The sequence below is a fragment of the Pseudodesulfovibrio aespoeensis Aspo-2 genome, assembly GCF_000176915.2.
In the GTDB taxonomy this organism is placed as follows: Bacteria; Desulfobacterota; Desulfovibrionia; order Desulfovibrionales; family Desulfovibrionaceae; genus Pseudodesulfovibrio; species Pseudodesulfovibrio aespoeensis.
In genome coordinates, this window is the sequence record NC_014844.1 from 1,345,253 (window position 1) to 1,363,337 (window position 18,085).

Below are 18,085 nucleotides of genomic sequence, written 5' to 3' on the forward strand. Positions count from 1 at the left end.
ATGCGAATACGCATCACGCGGGATGTTGCCATACCCGACCTGCTCAAGCTGGAGCGCTACAGGAGAACCCCGGAACTGGGGCCGCGCATCCTGTTTTTCAGCGGCGGCACGGCCTTGCGCAAGACCTCGCGGGCGCTCGTCCGCTACACCCACAACTCCATCCACCTGATCACGCCCTTTGATTCGGGGGGCAGTTCGGCCATCATCCGCAAGGCCTTTGCCATGCCCGCGGTGGGCGATATCCGCAACCGGCTCATGGCCCTGGCAGACCAGTCGGTGCAGGGCAACCCGGCGATCTTCGATCTCTTTGCCCACCGGCTTCCCAAGGTGGGGGAGCAGGCCGGGCTTCGCCAGGAGCTTGAGGAGATGGCCGCAGGCAGGCATCCGCTGGTCAGGCGCATCCCGGACCCCATGCGCAAGATCATCCGCAACCACTTCCACCAGTTCCTGCTCGCCATGCCCGAAGGGTTCAACCTCCGTGGAGCCAGCATCGGCAATCTGGTGCTGACAGCGGGCTACCTGGGCAACAGGCGGCAGCTGGACCCGGTCATCTACATCTTCTCCAAGCTGGTCCATGTCTGTGGGGTCGTCCGCCCGACCCTGAACAAGGACCTGCACCTTGCCGCACGCCTGAGAAACGGGACGGTCCTGGTCGGGCAGCATCTCGTGACCGGCAAGGAGACCGACCCGATCCCTTCGCCAATAGAGGAGGTCTGGCTGACCCAGTCGCTGGAGGACGCGACCCCGGTCACGCCGCACATCCGCAGCAAGATCAGGGACAGGATCGCCGAGGCCGACCTGATCTGCTACCCGCCAGGGAGCTTCTTTTCGAGCGTTGTCGCCAATCTTCTGCCTTCCGGCGTGGGCCGGGCCGTGGCTGCAAACGCCTGCCCCAAGGTGTTTGTTCCCAGCACGGGCCTGGACCCGGAAGCCCGCGATCTGAGCGTCGCGGCCCGGGCCGGTCTGCTGCGCCGCCACCTCGCCGGGAGCGGTGCGCCGACCGGGAGCGATGTCCTGAGCCACGTGCTCGTGGATACCAGAAACGGGGAGTATCCGGGCGGCGTCAACAAGAAAGGGCTCAAGGATCAGGGGCTCGACGTGGTGGACTGTCCCCTGGTGACCGCGCACAGCGCGCCGAATATTGACGAAAAGTTGTTGAGCAAAGTGCTTTTGTCGTTGACCTGACGTGAAACCGGAACAGAGGAGGACACATGGAAAAGAGAAAGATCAATGTCAAGATGAGTCTGTCGTATCCCGAGGTGGTCGCCTACCTGGAAGATCTGCTCAAAAGCTTCAAGTCCCGCAAGATCGTTGTGCAAACGGGCGAGGATCATCTCGTCATGACTCCCCCGGAGCAGGTCGGCGTCAAGGTCGAGGCCAAGATCAAGAAGGATCGGCAGAGCATCGGCTTTGAGCTGTCCTGGGTCCAGTGCGAAACCGGCTGCCTCTCCATCAGCGACAGGGAGCCGGAACCTGCGGCGGCCCGGATCGAGCTGAAACCCGTGGCCATGAAGCCGGAGCAAGGCACAGGTGTCGAGGTTGCCGAGAAGGTCGTGAAAATCAAGAAGGAAGAGAACAAGCACGGGAAGAAAGACGCGAAAGAGGAGAAGAAGGATTCGTCCGGCAAGGGCAAGACTCTGAAAGCGCATGCAACTGAGCCGCGCGGCTGATCGCGGCAATCCACACATGGAGAGGACAATGACTGACAGTTGCTACAAGTCCTTTGAGTGGAACGAGCTGATCGATCTCTTCCGCATCCCTGAGCCCCAGACGGTCAACGAGGAGGAGCGGATGAAAATCATGGATAAAATAAACAGCCTTGCCGACAGGTTCGGTCGGGAATACGTGATCAGGAAAATCGCGCTCCATGCCGGGTAGGCAGCATGCCCGCTAGGCTGCATGCGCAAACACCATCAGTATTCGGGAGTTGTATGCGAACCCTTGCAGTGCTCAATCAGAAAGGCGGTGTGGGCAAGACCACGACCGCGGTCAACCTGGGGGCAGGGCTTGCCCGGCAGGGCCGGAAGGTTCTGCTGCTCGATCTCGACCCCCAGGCGCACCTGACCTACTCGCTGGGCGTCATGGCCCACGAACTGCCGCGCACCATGGGGGCGGTGCTCATGCAGGAGTGCCGCCTTGGCGATGTGGTCCGCCGCGTCGCAGGCATGGATGTGGTCCCGGCCTCGGTCGCCCTGGCCGGGACCGAGGTCGATCTGGCCGGGGTGGACAACCGCGAGAACCGTCTCCGGATGGCCCTGGCGGACGTTGACGGGTACGATTTTGTCGTGGCCGACTGCCCCCCCAACCTCGGCCTGCTGACCCTCAACGCCATGACCGCCTGCGACGAGCTGCTGGTCCCTGTCCAGCCGGAGTTCCTGGCCCTGCAAAGCCTGGGCAAGCTCATGGAGACCGTGGCCGCCATCCAGGGGGGCTGGAATCCCGATCTCAGGGTGACGGGCATTCTGCTGACGCGCTACCAGCGGCAGAAAAAGCTCAACCGGGAGACGCGCCAGAGGATTCAGAAGCATTTCGGCGACACCCTGCTTACCACCGTCATTCGCGACAACATCTCCCTGGCTGAGGCTCCGAGCTTCGGGCAGGATATCTTCACCTACAAACCGGGCAGCAACGGAGCCGCGGATTATCGCAGCCTGGCTCTGGAACTGCTCCGCCGAGGTGCTCCATGAGCAACGACACACGACTCGGCGTCGACCCGCTGAACTGGATGGCCCCTGGCGGCCCCTCCGCGCAGCATGTCGCCGCCGTCCAAAACGACACAACGCCGACAGGCGACACACCCCCGGCTTCCCCGATGCCCAGGGGCGGCGTGTTCCTGTCCGCCGAGACACCTTTGAAGGAGAACCCCATGAGCAAGGACAAGGTCAAGATCAAACAGACGCTGGACACGGCCCAGGTGGTGGCCCACCTCGAAGACCTGGCCGATTCGCTCAAGTCGGGCATTGTCCGCGTTGACGATGGCACCAACAGCGTGGTCCTGTGCGCTGGCGACATCATGAACTTTGAAATGAAGATAGGCCGCAAGAAGGATCGTGCCAGATGCTCCATCGAACTGGAGTGGGACGACGACGGCTCCAAGCTGGAATCATTCAAGATATCTGATAAATAGGAAGCCAAGGGCGCAGGTCTTGGTGGCTGATTCAGGAGGGAAGACTTGTGGAAGAGCCTTCTCTCTGGCTGCCGGAAACGTTTCCATCAAGTGGAAAGCGGCCAGCATCGGGGGGATGCTGGCCGCTTTCGCATTGGGGTGTGGTTGGAGAGTCTAGGCCCTGGCGACCTGGACGAAGTGCTCCTGCATGGAGACGGCACCGCCGGACTTGTCGTAGCGCTTGATGCCCTTGGGCATGAGCAGGTTGTCAGCCGCGCCCTTGCCCAGTGCGCGGGATTCGCATGGCAGGGTGTGGCCGAAACCATGAATCATGAACACCGCCTCCGGGTGGATGAAATCCGTGACAAAGGCGCGGATTTTTGAGGAATACCCGTTGTTGCTCACGGTGACGTAGTCGTCGGTGGCGATGCCGAGCGCTTTGGCCCTGTCGGTGTGTATCCACAGGGTGTTTTCGGACATGCGCTCGAAGAGCAGGGCGTTGTTGACCGTGTGGCCCTGGGTATGCAGGGCGCAGCGGCCAAAGGTGATGCGGAACTTGTCCGCAGGAGGCCTCTGGGGCGAGACATAGGGCTTGAGCGAGGGCATGCCATCGGCTTCGAGCTTTGCGTCGATGATCTGGATCTTGCCCGAGGGGGTCTTGAAGATGCCCTCTTTGACGGGCTTGAACAGCGGCTCCTTGGTCAGGGAGACCATGCCTGTCTTGGCGAAGTCCTCGATGGTTACCCCGGTGCCTTCGAGCTGGAAGTTCCAGATGTCCTCTATCTTGTCGTAGTCGAGCTCCTTGAGGCCCATGCGCTTGCCAAGGCCCGCATAGATTTCCCAGATGGCCTTGGTGTCGTAGACCGGCTCAATGGCGCGGTTGCGGATGATGAAGCCCGGCTTGGCGCCGTTCTTGGTCATGATGGTGTCGTCGCGCTCAAGGTAGGGCGAGATGGGCAGCACCACGTCGGCCTGCCAGGCGGTGTCGGACCAGGAGAAGGTCACGGCCACCAGCAGGTCGAGGTTGTCCCACATGGCCTTGACGTCGTCCTTGTCCGGGAAGGCCATGAGCGGGTCGTGGCGGTGGGCGATGTATGCCTTGATGGGGTAGGGTTTGCCGGTGACGATGGCGTCATAGGCGAGGTTGACCAGGCCCGGGCCGGCGTCGTAGTGCTTGCGGCCTTCCATCCAGCCCACGCCGTCCACGCGCTTGGCTTCGGGCTTGGGGTAGATCTCCATGAAGCTCTTCACATCCTTGGCTCCCACATCGCCGGGCTTGACCATGATCGGCAGGCCGCCCTTGGCCCCGATGCTGCCGAGCAGGGCGTTGATGATGTAGATGGTGCGCGACATGTAAAAGGAGTCGTCATAGCGGGCGGTCATCCAGCCGGGGTGCCAGAGCACGGAAGGGGCGGCCTCGGAGAGCTGGCGGGCCAGATCGCGGATGGCTTCCGCCGACACGCCGGTTTCGACTCCGGCCCATTCCGGGGTGTACTCGGCCACGAAGCTCTTGAGCACCTCGAAATCGTTGAACCAGTCGGCCACGAACTGCTTGTCGTAGAGTTCCTCGGTGATGAGGGTGTTGATGACAGCCAGGTTGAAGGCGTAGTCGGTGCCGGGGCGGATGAGGTAGAAGTTGTCCGCCTTGGTGGCCGGGACATTGGCCCGGATGTCGATGACCGAAAGCTTGCAGCCGTTTTCCATGGCGCCCAGCAGGTTGTTCACCTCGGCCACGTTGATGGCTTCGAAGATGTTGCGCTGTTGCAGGATGACATGCTTGGCGTTCTTGAGGTCGTAGGCCATGCCCTTGCGGCCAAATCCGAAGACGGAGAGGGCGGCGTTCTGCACGTTGCGTGCGCAGGCCGAGTCATGGTTGTTGTAGTTGGGCGTACCAATGCCGCGCAGGAAGGCGCGGTAAAAGTCGCGGAACGGGCCGCCCCGGTCTGAGAACAGGACCGATTCCTTGCCGTACTGGGCCTGGATGGCCTTGAGCTTGTCGGTCACATAGTCCAGGGCTTCGTCCCAGGATGCCTTGCGCCATTTGCCCTCGCCGCGTTCGCCCACACGGATCATGGGATGCTGGGGGCGCTCCTCGTCGTAGGTCAGGGCGGTCCCTGCCGCGCCGCGCGGACACAAGGAACCCAAGATGCCCGCTGCGTGCGGGTTGCCCTGGATGTACTCGGCCTTGCCGTCAACCACCTCGACCTGGATGGGACAGCGCACCGTGCACATGCCACAGACGCTATACACATATTCTTTGCTCATATACTCCTCCTGAAGGCACGGGAATGAAACGATGACTCTTGGAACCCTACAACCGCACGACGGACGCTAGCAATGTCTTATGACAAACAGCAACACTCTACCCGCATGTGAAGCATATCACAATCAACAGCCCAAAAAAATAATACCGAGGGAGTCTGAAAAGCGTTTAATTGAGAAAATAATCACAACCACTGGTCCCGTTGACCAGGGTTGATTTTTGGACCTAAAGGGTGTCTATCATAAAATTTGCGCGGATAAACGCTGATTCAGAGGTGAGGAAATGGCAATTTACAGGATCAAGTTCGACAAGAAGAGGTGCATCGCCTGTGATGCCTGTCTGATTCACTGCAAGGTGAAAAACAAGGTTCCGACTGGGCTGAGTCTGAACAGGCTGATAGCCGAGGGACCTGTTGCCGACAAGGACGGCAAGCCCACGGCCAAGCTCAAGTACCAGCCGTGCATGCACTGTAAGAAGCCGGAGTGTGTGCCGGCCTGTCCCACCGGGGCCATGTACCAGCGCGAGGACGGCCTCGTGCTCGTCAACATGGACCTGTGCGACGGCTGCCAGTCATGCATTGCCGCCTGCCCGTGGGACGTGCCTGTCTTCAATGCGCTGACTGGCAAGATCATGAAGTGTGATTACTGCGTGGACCGGGTGGATGCCGGGGGCACACCCGCCTGCGTTACTGGCTGCACCGCCTCTGCCCTGAGTTTTGTGCGGCCTGAATAGGCAATGTTCAAACCCTGTTGTCGGGTGACCGCAGGGTGATTTTTCGGGGTTCAACACATTCTAGGAGGTTAACCGTGTTACGTTCCAACAAAGTTCTCTTGTTGCTGGCCGTGCTGGCCGTCTGCTTCATGGTCCAGCCCGCCTGGGCCGACGCCCTGGCCGATGCCATTGCCGAGGCCAATCCCCAGGGTGAGCCCGGCTATCTGGGCATTCCAGGCGGCCCGCAGATCAACCTCATCGTCGCCCTGCTCTGGGCGGTCTGGGTAGGCTGGATTTTCTCCACCGTCGGCGCGTTCGGCGGAATCATGGCCGGTGTCGGCCACATCACTGTCTTTGGCCTGGGCGACTACGCCAGCTCCTTTGGCAAGGGTGCCAAGCTCAACAATCTGATCACCGACTCCATCCGCGTGTCCAACCAGTGGATGGTCGGTTGCTCGGCGGCCCTGTCCTCCTTCAACTACTGGAAGGCTGGCCGTCTGGTGCTCCCCCTGGCCATTGCCCTGGGCATCGGCTCCATCGCCGGTTCCTGGCTGGTGCCCTGGCTCACCGCTGGCAAGATCAGCCTGAAGGCGTACCTCGGCTACTTCGGTCTCTTCGTCCTGTTCCTGGGCTGCTACCTCTTCTATGAAACGACCCCCAAGGGACAGGCCGGCAAGCAGGCCGCCAAGAAGGCTGCCGACGCCTTCCAGAAGTCCGTCAAGGAGCAGAAGTCCGGCACCACCGTGGACATGGCCGAAATGGGCGTCAAGGTGCAGAAGTTCACCCCCACCATGTGCGAGTTCACCTTCTTCGGCGTCGAGTTCAAGTTCAACCCCCTGATTCCGGTGGTCGGCGGCTTCTTCATTGCGGCCATGGCCTCCTTCCTGGGCGTTGGCGGCGGCTTCCTGCTGGTGCCGTTCCTGACCTCCGTGGCAGGCCTGCCCATGTACCTGGTGGCCGGCACCTCGGCCCTGGCCGTGTTCGTGGGCATGATCAACTCCATCGCCTCCTACATGTTCCTGGGCAACATCACCATCGAGTGGAGCCTGATCGGCGTGGAACTGGTCGGTATCGTCATCGGTTCCATCATCGGCCCCAAGACCTCCAAGTACATCCCGGACATCTGGCTCAAGCGCCTCTTCATCCTCTTGGCTCTCTACGTGGGTATCCGCTACGCCACCAAGGGCTTCCTGGGCTACAGCATCGTGCCCCCCTTCTAGGTCGCAGTTCGATTGGCCTGATGAAAACGGAGGCCGCCCCAAGCGGGCGGCCTCCACAAAAAGACAGGAAAGACCATGACCGGCACCGCCGTTTACCAGTTTCTCGATCCGTGGCTCATCTGGACCTTTCGCCTGGGCGACAATCCCCATGTCGGATTCGCCATTGGCCTCTTCTGGCTCTGCCTTTTGACCACCGTCATCGGCGAGCTGTGCATGGCCGGGGTCTATTTCCTGAACAAGAAGCATTTCGCGGCCATCAACAAAGACATGGTCAGCCACCATAACCTGTCCCTCAAGGCGTTGGGGGCCAAGGACAAGACCGCGTGGAAGGCGTGCAACTCCATTGCCAATGACGCGTTCGGCAAGAATTTCTTCTCGCGCATCGCCCTGTTCGCCTCATCCCTGTGGGTGGTGCCGTTCGCCATCGGCTGGCTCTATTTCCGGTTCTCGTCGGTGGATTTCGCCCTGCCGTATCTGGGGCAGATAGGCGTTTCCTTCATCTTCATCCCGGCCTACATCCTGACGCGCGTGCTCTTCAGCCGGGTCAAGCCGGTGCTGCCGGTTTTCCGGTCCATCAAGCGCAGGATCAGCGAGAACGAGGGTGGCGAGGTCCTGATGAACTACATGGATCTGGCCGCAGACCCTGACAGGCCGCAGGCCGCCAGCCCGGTTCACGGGAACCCGTAAGGTGTGCGCGAGCTTCGCTTGAAGGGCGGGCGGCCCGGACTCGGGCCGACCCGCTTTTTCTATTGTTTGAGCTGTTCGACGGACTCGGCGAACTGGTCCAGGTTGGTGGGGCCGAGCAGATAGTCTCTGTCGGCGGTCTGGAGGCACAGGACATCCGGCCTGTTGGAGACGATGACACCCTCGCGACCGTTACCAAGCTCGACCACACCGGAGCGATACCCGGCGAAGTGCATGAATTTCTTGGCCTTGCGAACGGCATAGGCGGGATCGTCGAGACGGGCGGCAAAGGTCTTCTCCACCGAGGCCCAGGGGATGACCGCGCTGGCAAAGGGCGGCGCGGCCAGGAGGATGCCCTCCTCGGCCACGGTGATGGCGGCGCGCCTCGGGTTGACATAGAGCATGTACCAGTAGAGCAGGGCGAGCGGGGCGGCCACGACGATGAGGCAGATGCCTGTCCAGGTCAGTCCCGACTTGAAGCTCCAGGCCACGGTTGCGGAGACTGCGGCGACGCAGAGGAGCAGGGCGACCGGGACCAGTCTGTTCATGGGTATCTTGTATGTGGTGTGCATGCGTGTATTCTCCTTGGGTGCTCGGCGCGGATACGCTGGCCTGGTCATACGGACCAAGCGGACCGTTGCCAAGGGGTAATACGGATTGGACTGGGGCGCAAATTCTTGTAGAGTGATGGCATGGCGCAGGTCGCAGGCAATAACGAGGCAGGTCAGACACGATGATTTTCAGCACAGCCAGATGTCTCTTTGCGATGGTCCTGATGGCGACCATGCTCGTCTCTCTTGGCTGTGGCGAAAACGAGTCGGTTGTCGAGGTTGATCTCTCCCGTCGAGAGAAACTCGTGGCTCCCCAAAGGCAGAAGACGATCACCTACGCCTACCTGCCCCAGTATTCGCGCACCGTGTCCTTCCAGCGCCACCGGGCGTTGCTTGAATATCTGCGCGAGACCACGGGGCTGCCCCTGCATCAGGTGTTTCCCGACACCTTTGACGAGCACATCAAGATGGTGCAGCGGGGCGAGATAGACATCTCCTATTCCAACCCCTTCGTGTACATCCAACTGGCCGAGGTTGGTTCCACCGCCTTTGCCAGGATCATCGAGCCAACCGGCACGCCCGATTTCAGCGGGCAGATCATCTGCCGCAGTGACAACCCGACCATCAGGACCATCGAGGATTGCCGGGGCAAGCGGCTCATCGCCGTGGACCCGGGTTCCGCAGGGGGGTTCCTCTTTCCGCTTGGCCTGTTCTACGATCACGGCATTCGCCTGGGTGACTTTGCCGAGGTGGAGTTTGCCCAGGGCAAGCAGGAAAAGGTCGTTCTGGCAGTCCATGCCGGGGCCTACGACATCGGCACCATCCGCAAGGGAACCCTGAATGTGGTGGCCGGAATGATCGACCTGACCGACATCCGCGTTCTGGCCGAGACCAGACCCTACCCCGGCTGGCTCTACTCGGCGCGCGCGGGATTCGACCCGGCAGCCACGGCTGCCATCGCCCAGGCCATGTTCGCCCTCAACCCGGACAATCCGGAGCACCTCCGCATCCTCGACGCGGCGGGCATGCGCGGCGTTATCCCGGCTGAAGACGCAGACTATGATCCCGTCAGGGAGCTGACCGAAAAAGTCGGCATCTACTAGGCGGCCCAATGCGAATCTTCTCAAGGCTCAAATTCCACACCAAGCTCAACCTGGGCATCTCGGCCATCCTCATCGGCATGGCGGTCCTGCTGCTGCCCTTGGTCAGCAACATGACCGCCAAGATATTGCTGGAGGAAAACCGCAAGCGCGGGGCTGCCCTGGTGGAGAGCATGTCGGCCAGGGCCGTGGACCCGCTGCTGGCGCGCGACTTTTTGCGCCTGAAGAACATGGTGGACGAGCAGGTGGCCGTGGGCGACGTGCTCTACGTCTTTGTGCAGGACAAGCGCGGGTATGTGCTGGCCCACACCTTTGAGCGGGGGTTTCCCGTGGACCTGATCCGGGCCAACGTGGTGCCCAGCGGTTCAACGGTTCACATCCAGCTGCTGGCCGACGGGCCTGGCCGAATCTATGATTTCGCCTCTGCTGTGTCGATAGGGGACGAGCGGCTGGGTACGGTCCGCATCGGGCTGTCCAAGACACGCATCAACGCATCCGTCAACCACCAGATATCCATCATGGCCGGGCTTTTCGCCGGGGCCCTGCTCCTGGCTACGGTCATGGGCACCCTCTTTGCCAGACGGGTCGCGGCCCGGATTGGTCAGCTCAGGGAGCATGCCGAGGCCATGCTCATGGGCAACCTCGACACCCAGTCCGGCCCAGCTGATGGGGCACATTGCTGGGAGAGGCAGAACTGCAACCTGATCTCCTGCCCCGCCTTTGGCGAGCGCCGCCGCCGGTGCTGGTATATCGCCGGGACCATGTGCCCGGATTGCCGGGACGAGAAGACCAAGTCCGTCTCGCGCGATTCGTGCAGCCTGTGCAAGGTCTATCTGGAGAGCGCGGGCGACGAGTTGCAGGATCTGGCCGAGACCTTCGATGTCATGGCCCTGTCCCTCAAGAGCCACATCGATGAGCTGCGCGATGCGGACCGCAGCCTGCGCGACCAGCAGCGGCTCATGCGCACCATCCTTGATGTGACCCCGGACCGGGTCTCGCTGGTGGACACGCGGATGCGCTACCAGAGCGCCAACCGGAGCTTTACCGAATCCGTGGGACTCAACCTGCACGAACTGGTGGGCAAGACGGACTTCGACATCTTTGACGAGCCCGAGGCCGAGGCGCGCCACATGGCGGCCAGGGAGATTCTTCAGTCCGGGGAACGGTTGGACACCCAGGTGGTGGTGACCGAGGATGGAAGCGAGCGGTGGTTCCACGTGGTCTGCATCCCGGTCCATGACGAGGACGGGCGCATCTCCGGGCTTTTGCGCACGGACCGCGACATCACCGACATCAAGGGGTATGAGAAGCAGCTCATCCAGGCGCAGAAGATGGAATCCTTGGGTCTCATGGCCGGGGGCGTGGCCCACGAGATCAACACCCCGCTGGGTATCATCCTCGGCTACGCCCAGCTCCTGCAGGAGGACGTGGCCCCCGGCACCCAGATCCAGCAGGATCTGGCCGTGGTCGAGAAGCAGGCCAAGGTGTGCAAGAAGATCGTGGCCGACCTGCTCGGCTTCTCCCGGCAGACCCATTCGGCCAAGCGCGAGATGTGCTTCAACAACTCGGTCATGGAGGCCGTCACCCTCGTGCGTCATACCTTCGAGCTCGACCATGTGGATATCGTCACCCAGCTCGACGACCGCTTTCCCATCATCTATGGCGACCCGGAAAAGCTCAAGCAGGTCTGGATCAATCTGCTCACCAACTCCCGCGACGCCATGCCCGATGGCGGCCTCATCATCATCCGGACCCGGCTCGACACCCCCAGGGGCGTGGTCCAGCTCTGGGTGGCCGATTGCGGCGAGGGCATCAAGGAGGACGTGCTCAAGAAGATTTTCGATCCCTTCTACAGCACCAAGCCCGTGGGGCGTGGCACAGGCCTTGGCCTGTCCGTGTCATTTGGCATCATCGAGGACCATGACGGAGAGATTCACGCCACCAGCCCGGTGCCAGCCGAGTTCAACTTTCCCCAAGAGGCCCTGTCCCGCAAAACCGGGCCGGGAACCGTGTTCGAGGTCAATCTTCCCCTTGACCATGGCGTGGACGAACCCGTCAGGGCCAAGGACGGAGCTGCCGAGAGCATCAAGCAGGACATATAAGCAAAAGGAGACGGAAAATGGCTCAGATATTGGTACTGGACGACGTTTCTGACGCCGGGATGCTGGTCAAGCGCATCCTGGAGCGCAAGGGGCACAGCGTGGTCGTGTTCACCGAGGAGGAAGACGCCTTGCGCCATGCGACCACTTCTGCTGTTGATCTCTGCATCCTCGACATCAAGCTCAAGAAGATGACCGGCGTCGAGGTGCTTGAAGAGCTCAAGAAGCTCAACCCGGCGATGAAGGCCATCATGCTCACCGGGTACCCGACCCTGGAGACAGCCCGCGAGGCACTGCGCCTTGGCGCACAGGAATACTGCGTCAAGCCCATCAACAAGGAAGAACTCGAAACCAAGGTGGCCGAGGTCATCGGGGAATAGGAGAGGCCATGCATGTGAAACAGCTCTTCAAGCATTGGACATACCAGGTCTTTGCGCCGGGAACCCTGCTTCGGAGAAAGTACGAGGCGTTCAAGTCGCTGCTTCGGCACGATGCCAGGGCGCTGGAACTCATCGCCGATCTCGAAGAGCTGTTCTACGGAGAAAAGCTGGCCGACAGGCAGCGCGCCAATTGGCTGGCGGCAAGGCTCTCCGAGTCCGTCAAGGTCATGACCGGCCAATTGGTGGAGATGAACCCCACCCGGTACATGGATCTGCCCGAATACTTCCGCAAGATCGACTTCTACGTGCGCATGGCCCTGGAGCTTGATCAGCCCGAAGTCGGCCCGCCATACATCCTGTCGCTGGAGGATGCGGGCTCGCTGCCCAATCTCGCCGGGGGCAAGGCGGCCAACCTCGGACGCGCCCGGCGCGAGAGCGGGGTGCCTGTGCCGCCCGGGTTTGTCGTCACCGCCAACGCCTTCAACTACTTTATAGAATTCAACGGGCTGAGAGACGACATCGAGCGGTGCCTGCGCGAGATGGTGGTCGGCGATCGCGACCTGCTGGTCCGGCTCACCGGCGAGATGCAGGAGCTGATCCTCTCGGCAGAGGTGCCGGAGGAGATTGCCCGTGGCATCCGCTTCGCGGTGTCGGAGATCATCAGCGGTGATGATCTCATTGCCGTGCGCTCCAGCGCCCTGTCCGAGGACGGCGAGATATCCTTTGCAGGCCAGTACGCCAGCGAGCTGAACATCCAGCCCAACGACGTGCTCGAAGCCTACAAGCGCGTGCTGGCGGGCAAGTATTGCCCGCGCGCCGTGGCCTACCGCATCTCCAACGGGCTGACCGACAGTGAGACGGCCATGGCCGTGCTGATCATCCCCATGGTGGATGCCGAGACCGCGGGCGTGGCCTATTCGCTCGACCCGGACTGCACCGGGCGCGATCAGATAGGCGTCTACGGCGTGCGCGGCCTGGGCAACGGGTTGGTGGACGGCAGCGTCTCGCCGGGCAAGGCGGTGCTGACCCGCGAGGAGACCCCGCGCATCAGCGAGGACTGCGCGCCCGATGAGGGCGGGCTGCCCTCAAAGGACACCCTGATCGAGATCGGGCGGCTGGCCATGCGGCTTGAGGAAATCTTTGGTTCCCCCCAGGACATCGAGTGGGCTGAGGACGTGACCGGTGCGCTCTTCATCCTCCAGACGCGCCCCCTGCAACGGGAGCGGCCAGAGTTCGACGCCGAACACGCGCCGCTCCTGATCAAGCCTCTGGCCGATGGATTTGAGCGGGCGGCCACCGGCGTGGGCTGCGGCGAAGTCTACTACGCGCCCACCGGCGAATCCATCGCCCGCATCCCCAAGGGCGCGGTGGTCGTGACCCCGACCCTCAAGCCTTCGTTGCTGACCTTCATCGGCAACATGAACGGGGTCATTGCCCAGACCGGCAGCCGGGCCAGTCATTTTGCCTCGGTGGCCCGCGAGTGTGGCGTTCCCGTGCTGGTCGGCTCCATGGCTGAGGCGCTTGAGCCGGGGCGGCTTGTCACGGTGGACGGCACCACCGGCGCCATCTACGACGGCTACGTCGAGGAGATCGTGACCCGCGGCAAAAGGGAGGCGGCGGTCACGGACCATGTGACGCGCCAGTACGCCAAGGTCATCCCACTCACGGTCAAGCTCAACCTGACCGATCCGCAGGCCAGCGAGTTCACCCCTGGAGGGTGTCGCTCCATGCACGACGTGATCCGCTTCTGCCACGAGAAGGCCGTTGGCGAGATGTTTTCCCTGGTGGACAAGAAAGGCCGGGGCATGGGGGCTGCCAGACGCCTCAAGACCAACCTGCCGCTGGTCATGTACCTGCTTGACCTTGGCGACGGCCTGTTCGCCAACGCCAGCCAGGGCGAACTGGTCACGCCGCAGGACATCAAGAGCCGCCCCATGTGGGCGCTGTGGTACGGGCTTTCCGATCCGCGCGTGCAGTGGTCAAAAACTCTCACCCACATGGACTGGGAGGAGTTCGACCGCATGTCCGCCGGGATATTCAGCTTCGATTCCAAGCTCCTGGCCAGTTATGGCCTCATTTCCAGCGATTATCTGCATCTGATGATCCGGTTCGGCTACCACTTTTCGGTGGTCGATTCCGTCTGCGGGTCCGATCCCGGAGCCAACTACATCAATTTCCGTTTCAAGGGCGGAGGCGCGGCCTTTGACCAGCGGCTGCTGCGGCTCAAGTTCATCGGGGATGTGCTTACCCATTACGGGTACGAGGTCAGCTTCCGTGGCGACATGCTGGACGCCGGGTGTGTCCGCCAGGACGAGAACGAGACCAGGCGGCTCCTGGCCCGGCTGGGCTACCTGATGGCCGTCACCCGCCTGATGGACATGCGCCTTGAGAACGTCGAGTCCGTGGAGCGTGAGGTGGAGCGGTTCATTCAGGACGCGGAGCGGCAGGATGTTCGGTCTCAGTCGTAAGCCCGCCTACCAGGTGACCTGGGTCACGGACCAGCTGGGCGTGGGCAACGCGCCCATGAGCCATGCCCAGCTCGATGCCATCCGCAATGAGGGGGTGGACGCCATCCTCAATCTCTGCGGCGAGTTCTGCGACCTGCACGACATCGAAAAGGACGCCGGGTTCGAAGTCCACTATCTGCCCCTGGCCGACGAGGAGGCCCCGGACCTGATCGAGCTGGAAAAGGCGCTGGCCTGGCTCGACGAGGCCATCTACCTCGGCAAGAAGGTGCTCATCCATTGTCGCCACGGTATCGGGCGCACCGGGACGGTGCTCAATTCCTACCTGCTGCGGCGCGGCCTGGGCCACAAGCTGGCGTGGCGGGCGCTCAAGAAGCTCAAGTCCAAGCCCGCCAACTTCGTGCAGTGGCGCACCGTGCGCAAGTACGGCAAGCAGAGCGGCAGGCTGACCGTGCGCGAGCCGAGCCTCGAATTCAAGCGGCTGGTCGATCTTTCGCCTTTTTTCAATGACTACGACGAGCTGGTGCAGCGGGTGGACGAGCGGGCCGGGCAGGCCAGGGCCGGGATGGCCTGCGGGCTGGACCACGACCAGTGCTGCCGCACCCCGGTCAGGCTTTCGCTGGTGGAGGCCGTGCACCTGAGCCACCGCATCAATCGCGAGTTGTGCTGCGAGGACCGGCTGCTGGTCATCGAGCGCGCCGTGGAGACCGCCCAGGCCGAACGGCAGGCGGCCCGCGACCTGGGCCGGGAGCAGGAGAATCTCGAATACTGTCTGTCCGAGGTTGGGACCGTCTGCCCTCTGCTGGTGGACGGCGTGTGCATGCTCTTTGCCCACCGCCCGTTGCAGTGCCGCGCCTTTGGGCTCGACGAGAGCGAGGACGGCGAGCTCTGGAGCAGCCTGCTCACCCCGGCTCTCGACAAGATTTCCGGTGAGATGTGGTTCGCCTACACAGGCACCATGGTGGAGGAGCGGCTGCCCCTCTTTTCCCTGCCCGACGTGGTCTCGGGCAAGTTCATGGAGCGGGTGTTCAAGCTCATGCTTCAACTGGGCCTGCCCCGGTAAGGGAACGTCTCCCGTGAAACCCCGTCCCGAACCCCGGACCCCGCCGCCCCTGGCCGGGCTGTTGCCGTGGCAGAGCGGTTTTCTCGCCTTTGTGGTGGGCGTATTTGCCTATCGCGCCCCGGTAGAGGCCGGGCTTGGGCTCGCGGTGCTCATGGTGGCGGATACCATGCTCCGGGGATGGGCGCGTCGGCTGCCGCTGCTGACGCTTGTTCTGTGCGCGGTCTTTGGCCTGGCTTATGCGGCCCAGCGCGCTCCAGAGCCCTTGGAGACGCCGCCCTGGATGGAGTCGGGCCGCCCTGTGGTCGTGCGGGGCGTGGTGGACCGGGTCGAACCCCGGGAGGATCGCCGGTTGCGCCTTGTTCTGCGCGACATGGTCTGTCTGACAGACGATGGTCAGGTCGCGCTGCCGGGTCGGCTCGTCTGGAACTGGCGCATGCCCGCATACGATCCGCTGCCGGGGCAGAGGGTGGAGGCGAGGCTGCGCGTGGTTCCGGTGCGCGGGTTCGGCAATCCGGGCGGTTGGGATTTCGAATGGTACTGGCTGCGCCAGGGGGTGAACTGGCGCGGCTGGACCGGGGGCAAGCCGCTACTTGTCTGGGGCGAACGCCCCTCGGCCACCCTTGGCGAACTGAAGGCGGACCTACGCCGCGCCGTAGCCGATCGGCTGCCGGACACTCCTGGCGGGGGGGTGGTTCTGGCCCTGCTCACGGGCGACCGGTCAACCATGGATGCCAGCACCACACAGGCGGTTCGCGCCGCCGGGCTGGCCCATACCCTGGCCCTGTCCGGGCTGCATGTCGGGTTTGTGGCCGCTCTGGGCATGGGGCTGGCCTGGCTGGCTGGCTGGCTTCGCCCCTCCCTGATGCTGCGCATTCCGCGTCCCAAGCTGGCCGTGCTCCTGGCCGCGCCCCTGGTGCTCGGCTACGTTTGGCTCGGCCAGCCGTCGTCGTCCCTGATCCGGGCCGCGACCATGTACGCTTTCTGGGGTGCGCTCCTGCTCCAAGGACGTGGCCGCGTGCTCATGGACGGGCTGTTTTTCGCCCTGGCTGTGATCGTCTTTGTCTCGCCCCTGTCCGTCTACGACCTCGGCTTGCAGATGTCCGCTCTGGCCGTGGCCGGGATCGGGCTGATGCACCGGCGCATCAGACCTCTGGTGTCCGGCGGGGCGGGCGCGGTGCGCGCGGTCCTCGGATTCGCCTGGGGGGTGCTGGCGGTCAGCCTGTGCGCCAGTATCAGCCTGCTCCCGCTCGTGTCCTGGTATTTCGGCACCTTGGCCCCCAACATCCTGCTCAATGTCATCTGGATTCCCGCCCTCGGATTCGCGGTCATGCCCCTGGGCATTATGGGAATGCTTCTGGCCCTGCCCGCGCCAACGGCCCCCCTTGGCGGGCTGCTGCTCGGGCTGGCGGCCCGGATCATGGATCAGCTGCTCGCCCTGCTGCAACTCCTGGCCGATGCCGGGCTGACGCCGGTCTCCTCCGTTCTCCGGCCCCTGTGGCCGGAAGTCTTCGGCTTCGGTCTGCTTCTGCTGGCGGCCCTGACGGCCTGGGCCAACAGGCGGGTCATGGCCGGGCTGGCCGCGCTCGGTTTTCTCCTGCTTGTCGGGCCGCATGTGGCGGTCATGGTCTCGGACGCGCGCGGCATCGTGCGGCTGTCTCTCATCGATGTCGGGCTTGGGCAGGCCGCGCTCGTGACCATGCCGGGCGGCCATCGCTGGCTGGTGGACGGCGGGGGCGGCTCCCGGACCTTTGACCTGGGCGAGGCCGTGGTCGCTCCCTATCTGACTCTGGGGCGGCCTCCCCGGCTGGACGGGGTGATCATGAGCCATCCGGACAACGACCACAGTCGGGGGCTTTCCTTCATCCTCGCCGGATTCAATGTGGGCACCTTTCATACCAACGGCCTGATGCCCACGGGCGAGTCGGGCGAGGAGATGCGCGCGGCCCTGGGGCGCAGCGGGTTGGCCCCGGTCCCGCTTGTGGCCGGGCAGCGCCTGGGCCTTGGCGGCGATGTCCGCTTCGAGGTTCTGCATCCGGCGCGGGATTTCCGGGCTTCGGGCAGCAACGAGCGGTCCCTGGTCCTGCGGCTGGCCGCTGGCGACAGGGGGCTGGCCATACTGCCCGGCGACATGGAGCGGACCGGCACGGCAGCCGTGCTCGCGTCCGGAGCCGACCTGACGGCGGACATCCTGGTCCTGCCGCACCACGGTAGCCGGTCGAGCCTGAGCCCGCCGTTCTACCGGGCAGTGGACGCTCGGGCGGCCCTGTGCTCCGACGGGTTCATGAACCGGTTCGGGTTCCCCCATCCGGAGGTGGTGGAAGCGCTCGGCATCCCGCTTTTCGCCACCTCGCGCCACGGGCTGGTCAGTGCCCAATGGCATGGAGCCGGGCCAGTCGCAATCCGGGCGAACCTCCCCTGACCCGGACTTGCCAAAACCGGTCAT

At 63.2% G+C, this 18,085-nt stretch carries 16 protein-coding genes; 14 read left to right on the forward strand and 2 right to left on the reverse strand.

Going from position 1 to position 18,085, the window contains the following annotated elements:
- The 5 genes from DAES_RS05915 (at position 1) to DAES_RS17560 (ending at position 3,127) form a co-directional block, all read left to right on the forward strand.
- Positions 1–1,185: a GAK system CofD-like protein gene (locus DAES_RS05915; RefSeq protein ID WP_013514125.1), complete on the forward strand. Its 1,185-nt coding sequence runs from the start codon at positions 1–3 to the stop codon at positions 1,183–1,185.
- Positions 1,186–1,211: 26 nt separating this feature from the next.
- Positions 1,212–1,670 carry an amphi-Trp domain-containing protein gene (locus tag DAES_RS05920; protein ID WP_013514126.1) on the forward strand — a complete coding sequence of 153 codons (459 nt, stop codon included), beginning with the start codon at positions 1,212–1,214 and terminating at the stop codon, positions 1,668–1,670.
- 28 nt (positions 1,671–1,698) lie between these two features.
- The gene (locus tag DAES_RS05925) at positions 1,699–1,878 is read left to right on the forward strand and encodes a hypothetical protein (RefSeq protein WP_013514127.1); all 180 of its coding nucleotides are present in this window, start codon (positions 1,699–1,701) and stop codon (positions 1,876–1,878) included.
- 53 nt (positions 1,879–1,931) lie between these two features.
- Positions 1,932–2,687 carry a ParA family protein gene (locus DAES_RS05930; protein ID WP_013514128.1) on the forward strand — a complete coding sequence of 252 codons (756 nt, stop codon included), beginning with the start codon at positions 1,932–1,934 and terminating at the stop codon, positions 2,685–2,687.
- Positions 2,688–2,866: 179 nt separating this feature from the next.
- Entirely contained in the window at positions 2,867–3,127 is a 261-nt protein-coding gene (locus tag DAES_RS17560; protein ID WP_041271366.1) for an amphi-Trp domain-containing protein, read from the forward strand.
- 153 nt (positions 3,128–3,280) lie between these two features.
- Here DAES_RS17560 and DAES_RS05940 read toward each other — a convergent pair whose 3' ends face one another.
- On the reverse strand, positions 3,281–5,371 hold the full coding sequence (locus DAES_RS05940; RefSeq protein WP_013514130.1) for a molybdopterin-dependent oxidoreductase: 2,091 nt from the start codon (positions 5,369–5,371) through the stop codon (positions 3,281–3,283).
- A gap of 280 nt (positions 5,372–5,651) precedes the next feature.
- Between DAES_RS05940 and DAES_RS05945 the strand changes: the two genes are divergently transcribed.
- From DAES_RS05945 to DAES_RS05955, 3 genes are all read left to right on the forward strand, one after another.
- Positions 5,652–6,101, forward strand: a complete 450-nt coding sequence (locus DAES_RS05945; protein ID WP_013514131.1) for a 4Fe-4S dicluster domain-containing protein — start codon at positions 5,652–5,654, stop codon at positions 6,099–6,101.
- Positions 6,102–6,175: 74 nt separating this feature from the next.
- Positions 6,176–7,300 (forward strand): sulfite exporter TauE/SafE family protein, encoded by a 1,125-nt coding sequence (locus tag DAES_RS05950; protein WP_013514132.1) that lies wholly within the window; start codon positions 6,176–6,178, stop codon positions 7,298–7,300.
- Positions 7,301–7,375: 75 nt separating this feature from the next.
- Entirely contained in the window at positions 7,376–7,987 is a 612-nt protein-coding gene (locus DAES_RS05955) for a hypothetical protein (RefSeq protein ID WP_013514133.1), read from the forward strand.
- Between the two features lie 59 nt (positions 7,988–8,046).
- Here DAES_RS05955 and DAES_RS05960 read toward each other — a convergent pair whose 3' ends face one another.
- The gene (locus DAES_RS05960; protein WP_013514134.1) at positions 8,047–8,556 is read right to left on the reverse strand and encodes a PH domain-containing protein; all 510 of its coding nucleotides are present in this window, start codon (positions 8,554–8,556) and stop codon (positions 8,047–8,049) included.
- 161 nt (positions 8,557–8,717) lie between these two features.
- On the opposite strand from DAES_RS05960, the gene DAES_RS05965 reads away from it, so the two are divergent.
- The 6 genes from DAES_RS05965 to DAES_RS05990 are packed head-to-tail and all read left to right on the forward strand — an operon-like array spanning position 8,718 to position 18,061.
- Positions 8,718–9,638: a phosphate/phosphite/phosphonate ABC transporter substrate-binding protein gene (locus DAES_RS05965; RefSeq protein WP_013514135.1), complete on the forward strand. Its 921-nt coding sequence runs from the start codon at positions 8,718–8,720 to the stop codon at positions 9,636–9,638.
- A gap of 8 nt (positions 9,639–9,646) precedes the next feature.
- The gene (locus tag DAES_RS05970) at positions 9,647–11,737 is read left to right on the forward strand and encodes an ATP-binding protein (RefSeq protein WP_013514136.1); all 2,091 of its coding nucleotides are present in this window, start codon (positions 9,647–9,649) and stop codon (positions 11,735–11,737) included.
- A 17-nt stretch (positions 11,738–11,754) separates the two neighbouring features.
- Positions 11,755–12,114, forward strand: a complete 360-nt coding sequence (locus tag DAES_RS05975; protein ID WP_013514137.1) for a response regulator — start codon at positions 11,755–11,757, stop codon at positions 12,112–12,114.
- Positions 12,115–12,122: 8 nt separating this feature from the next.
- The gene (locus tag DAES_RS05980; protein ID WP_013514138.1) at positions 12,123–14,582 is read left to right on the forward strand and encodes a PEP/pyruvate-binding domain-containing protein; all 2,460 of its coding nucleotides are present in this window, start codon (positions 12,123–12,125) and stop codon (positions 14,580–14,582) included.
- On the forward strand, positions 14,563–15,642 hold the full coding sequence (locus DAES_RS05985) for a protein-tyrosine phosphatase family protein (protein WP_013514139.1): 1,080 nt from the start codon (positions 14,563–14,565) through the stop codon (positions 15,640–15,642). Before DAES_RS05980 ends, DAES_RS05985 begins: the two co-directional genes overlap by 20 nt.
- A gap of 13 nt (positions 15,643–15,655) precedes the next feature.
- A complete protein-coding gene (locus DAES_RS05990; RefSeq protein WP_013514140.1) occupies positions 15,656–18,061 on the forward strand; it encodes a DNA internalization-related competence protein ComEC/Rec2 in 2,406 nt (801 codons plus the stop codon).
- Positions 18,062–18,085 lie beyond the last annotated feature (24 nt).

Bases quoted from the DNA above. Each gene is read 5' to 3' on its own strand.
- DAES_RS05915 (WP_013514125.1), top strand. From the start codon at position 1: ATGCGAATACGCATCACGCGGGATGTTGCCATACCCGACCTGCTCAAG.
- DAES_RS05920 (WP_013514126.1), top strand. From the start codon at position 1,212: ATGGAAAAGAGAAAGATCAATGTCAAGATGAGTCTGTCGTATCCCGAG.
- DAES_RS05925 (WP_013514127.1), top strand. From the start codon at position 1,699: ATGACTGACAGTTGCTACAAGTCCTTTGAGTGGAACGAGCTGATCGAT.
- DAES_RS05930 (WP_013514128.1), top strand. From the start codon at position 1,932: ATGCGAACCCTTGCAGTGCTCAATCAGAAAGGCGGTGTGGGCAAGACC.
- DAES_RS17560 (WP_041271366.1), top strand. From the start codon at position 2,867: ATGAGCAAGGACAAGGTCAAGATCAAACAGACGCTGGACACGGCCCAG.
- DAES_RS05940 (WP_013514130.1), bottom strand. From the start codon at position 5,371: ATGAGCAAAGAATATGTGTATAGCGTCTGTGGCATGTGCACGGTGCGC.
- DAES_RS05945 (WP_013514131.1), top strand. From the start codon at position 5,652: ATGGCAATTTACAGGATCAAGTTCGACAAGAAGAGGTGCATCGCCTGT.
- DAES_RS05955 (WP_013514133.1), top strand. From the start codon at position 7,376: ATGACCGGCACCGCCGTTTACCAGTTTCTCGATCCGTGGCTCATCTGG.
- DAES_RS05960 (WP_013514134.1), bottom strand. From the start codon at position 8,556: ATGCACACCACATACAAGATACCCATGAACAGACTGGTCCCGGTCGCC.
- DAES_RS05965 (WP_013514135.1), top strand. From the start codon at position 8,718: ATGATTTTCAGCACAGCCAGATGTCTCTTTGCGATGGTCCTGATGGCG.
- DAES_RS05970 (WP_013514136.1), top strand. From the start codon at position 9,647: ATGCGAATCTTCTCAAGGCTCAAATTCCACACCAAGCTCAACCTGGGC.
- DAES_RS05975 (WP_013514137.1), top strand. From the start codon at position 11,755: ATGGCTCAGATATTGGTACTGGACGACGTTTCTGACGCCGGGATGCTG.
- DAES_RS05980 (WP_013514138.1), top strand. From the start codon at position 12,123: ATGCATGTGAAACAGCTCTTCAAGCATTGGACATACCAGGTCTTTGCG.
- DAES_RS05985 (WP_013514139.1), top strand. From the start codon at position 14,563: ATGTTCGGTCTCAGTCGTAAGCCCGCCTACCAGGTGACCTGGGTCACG.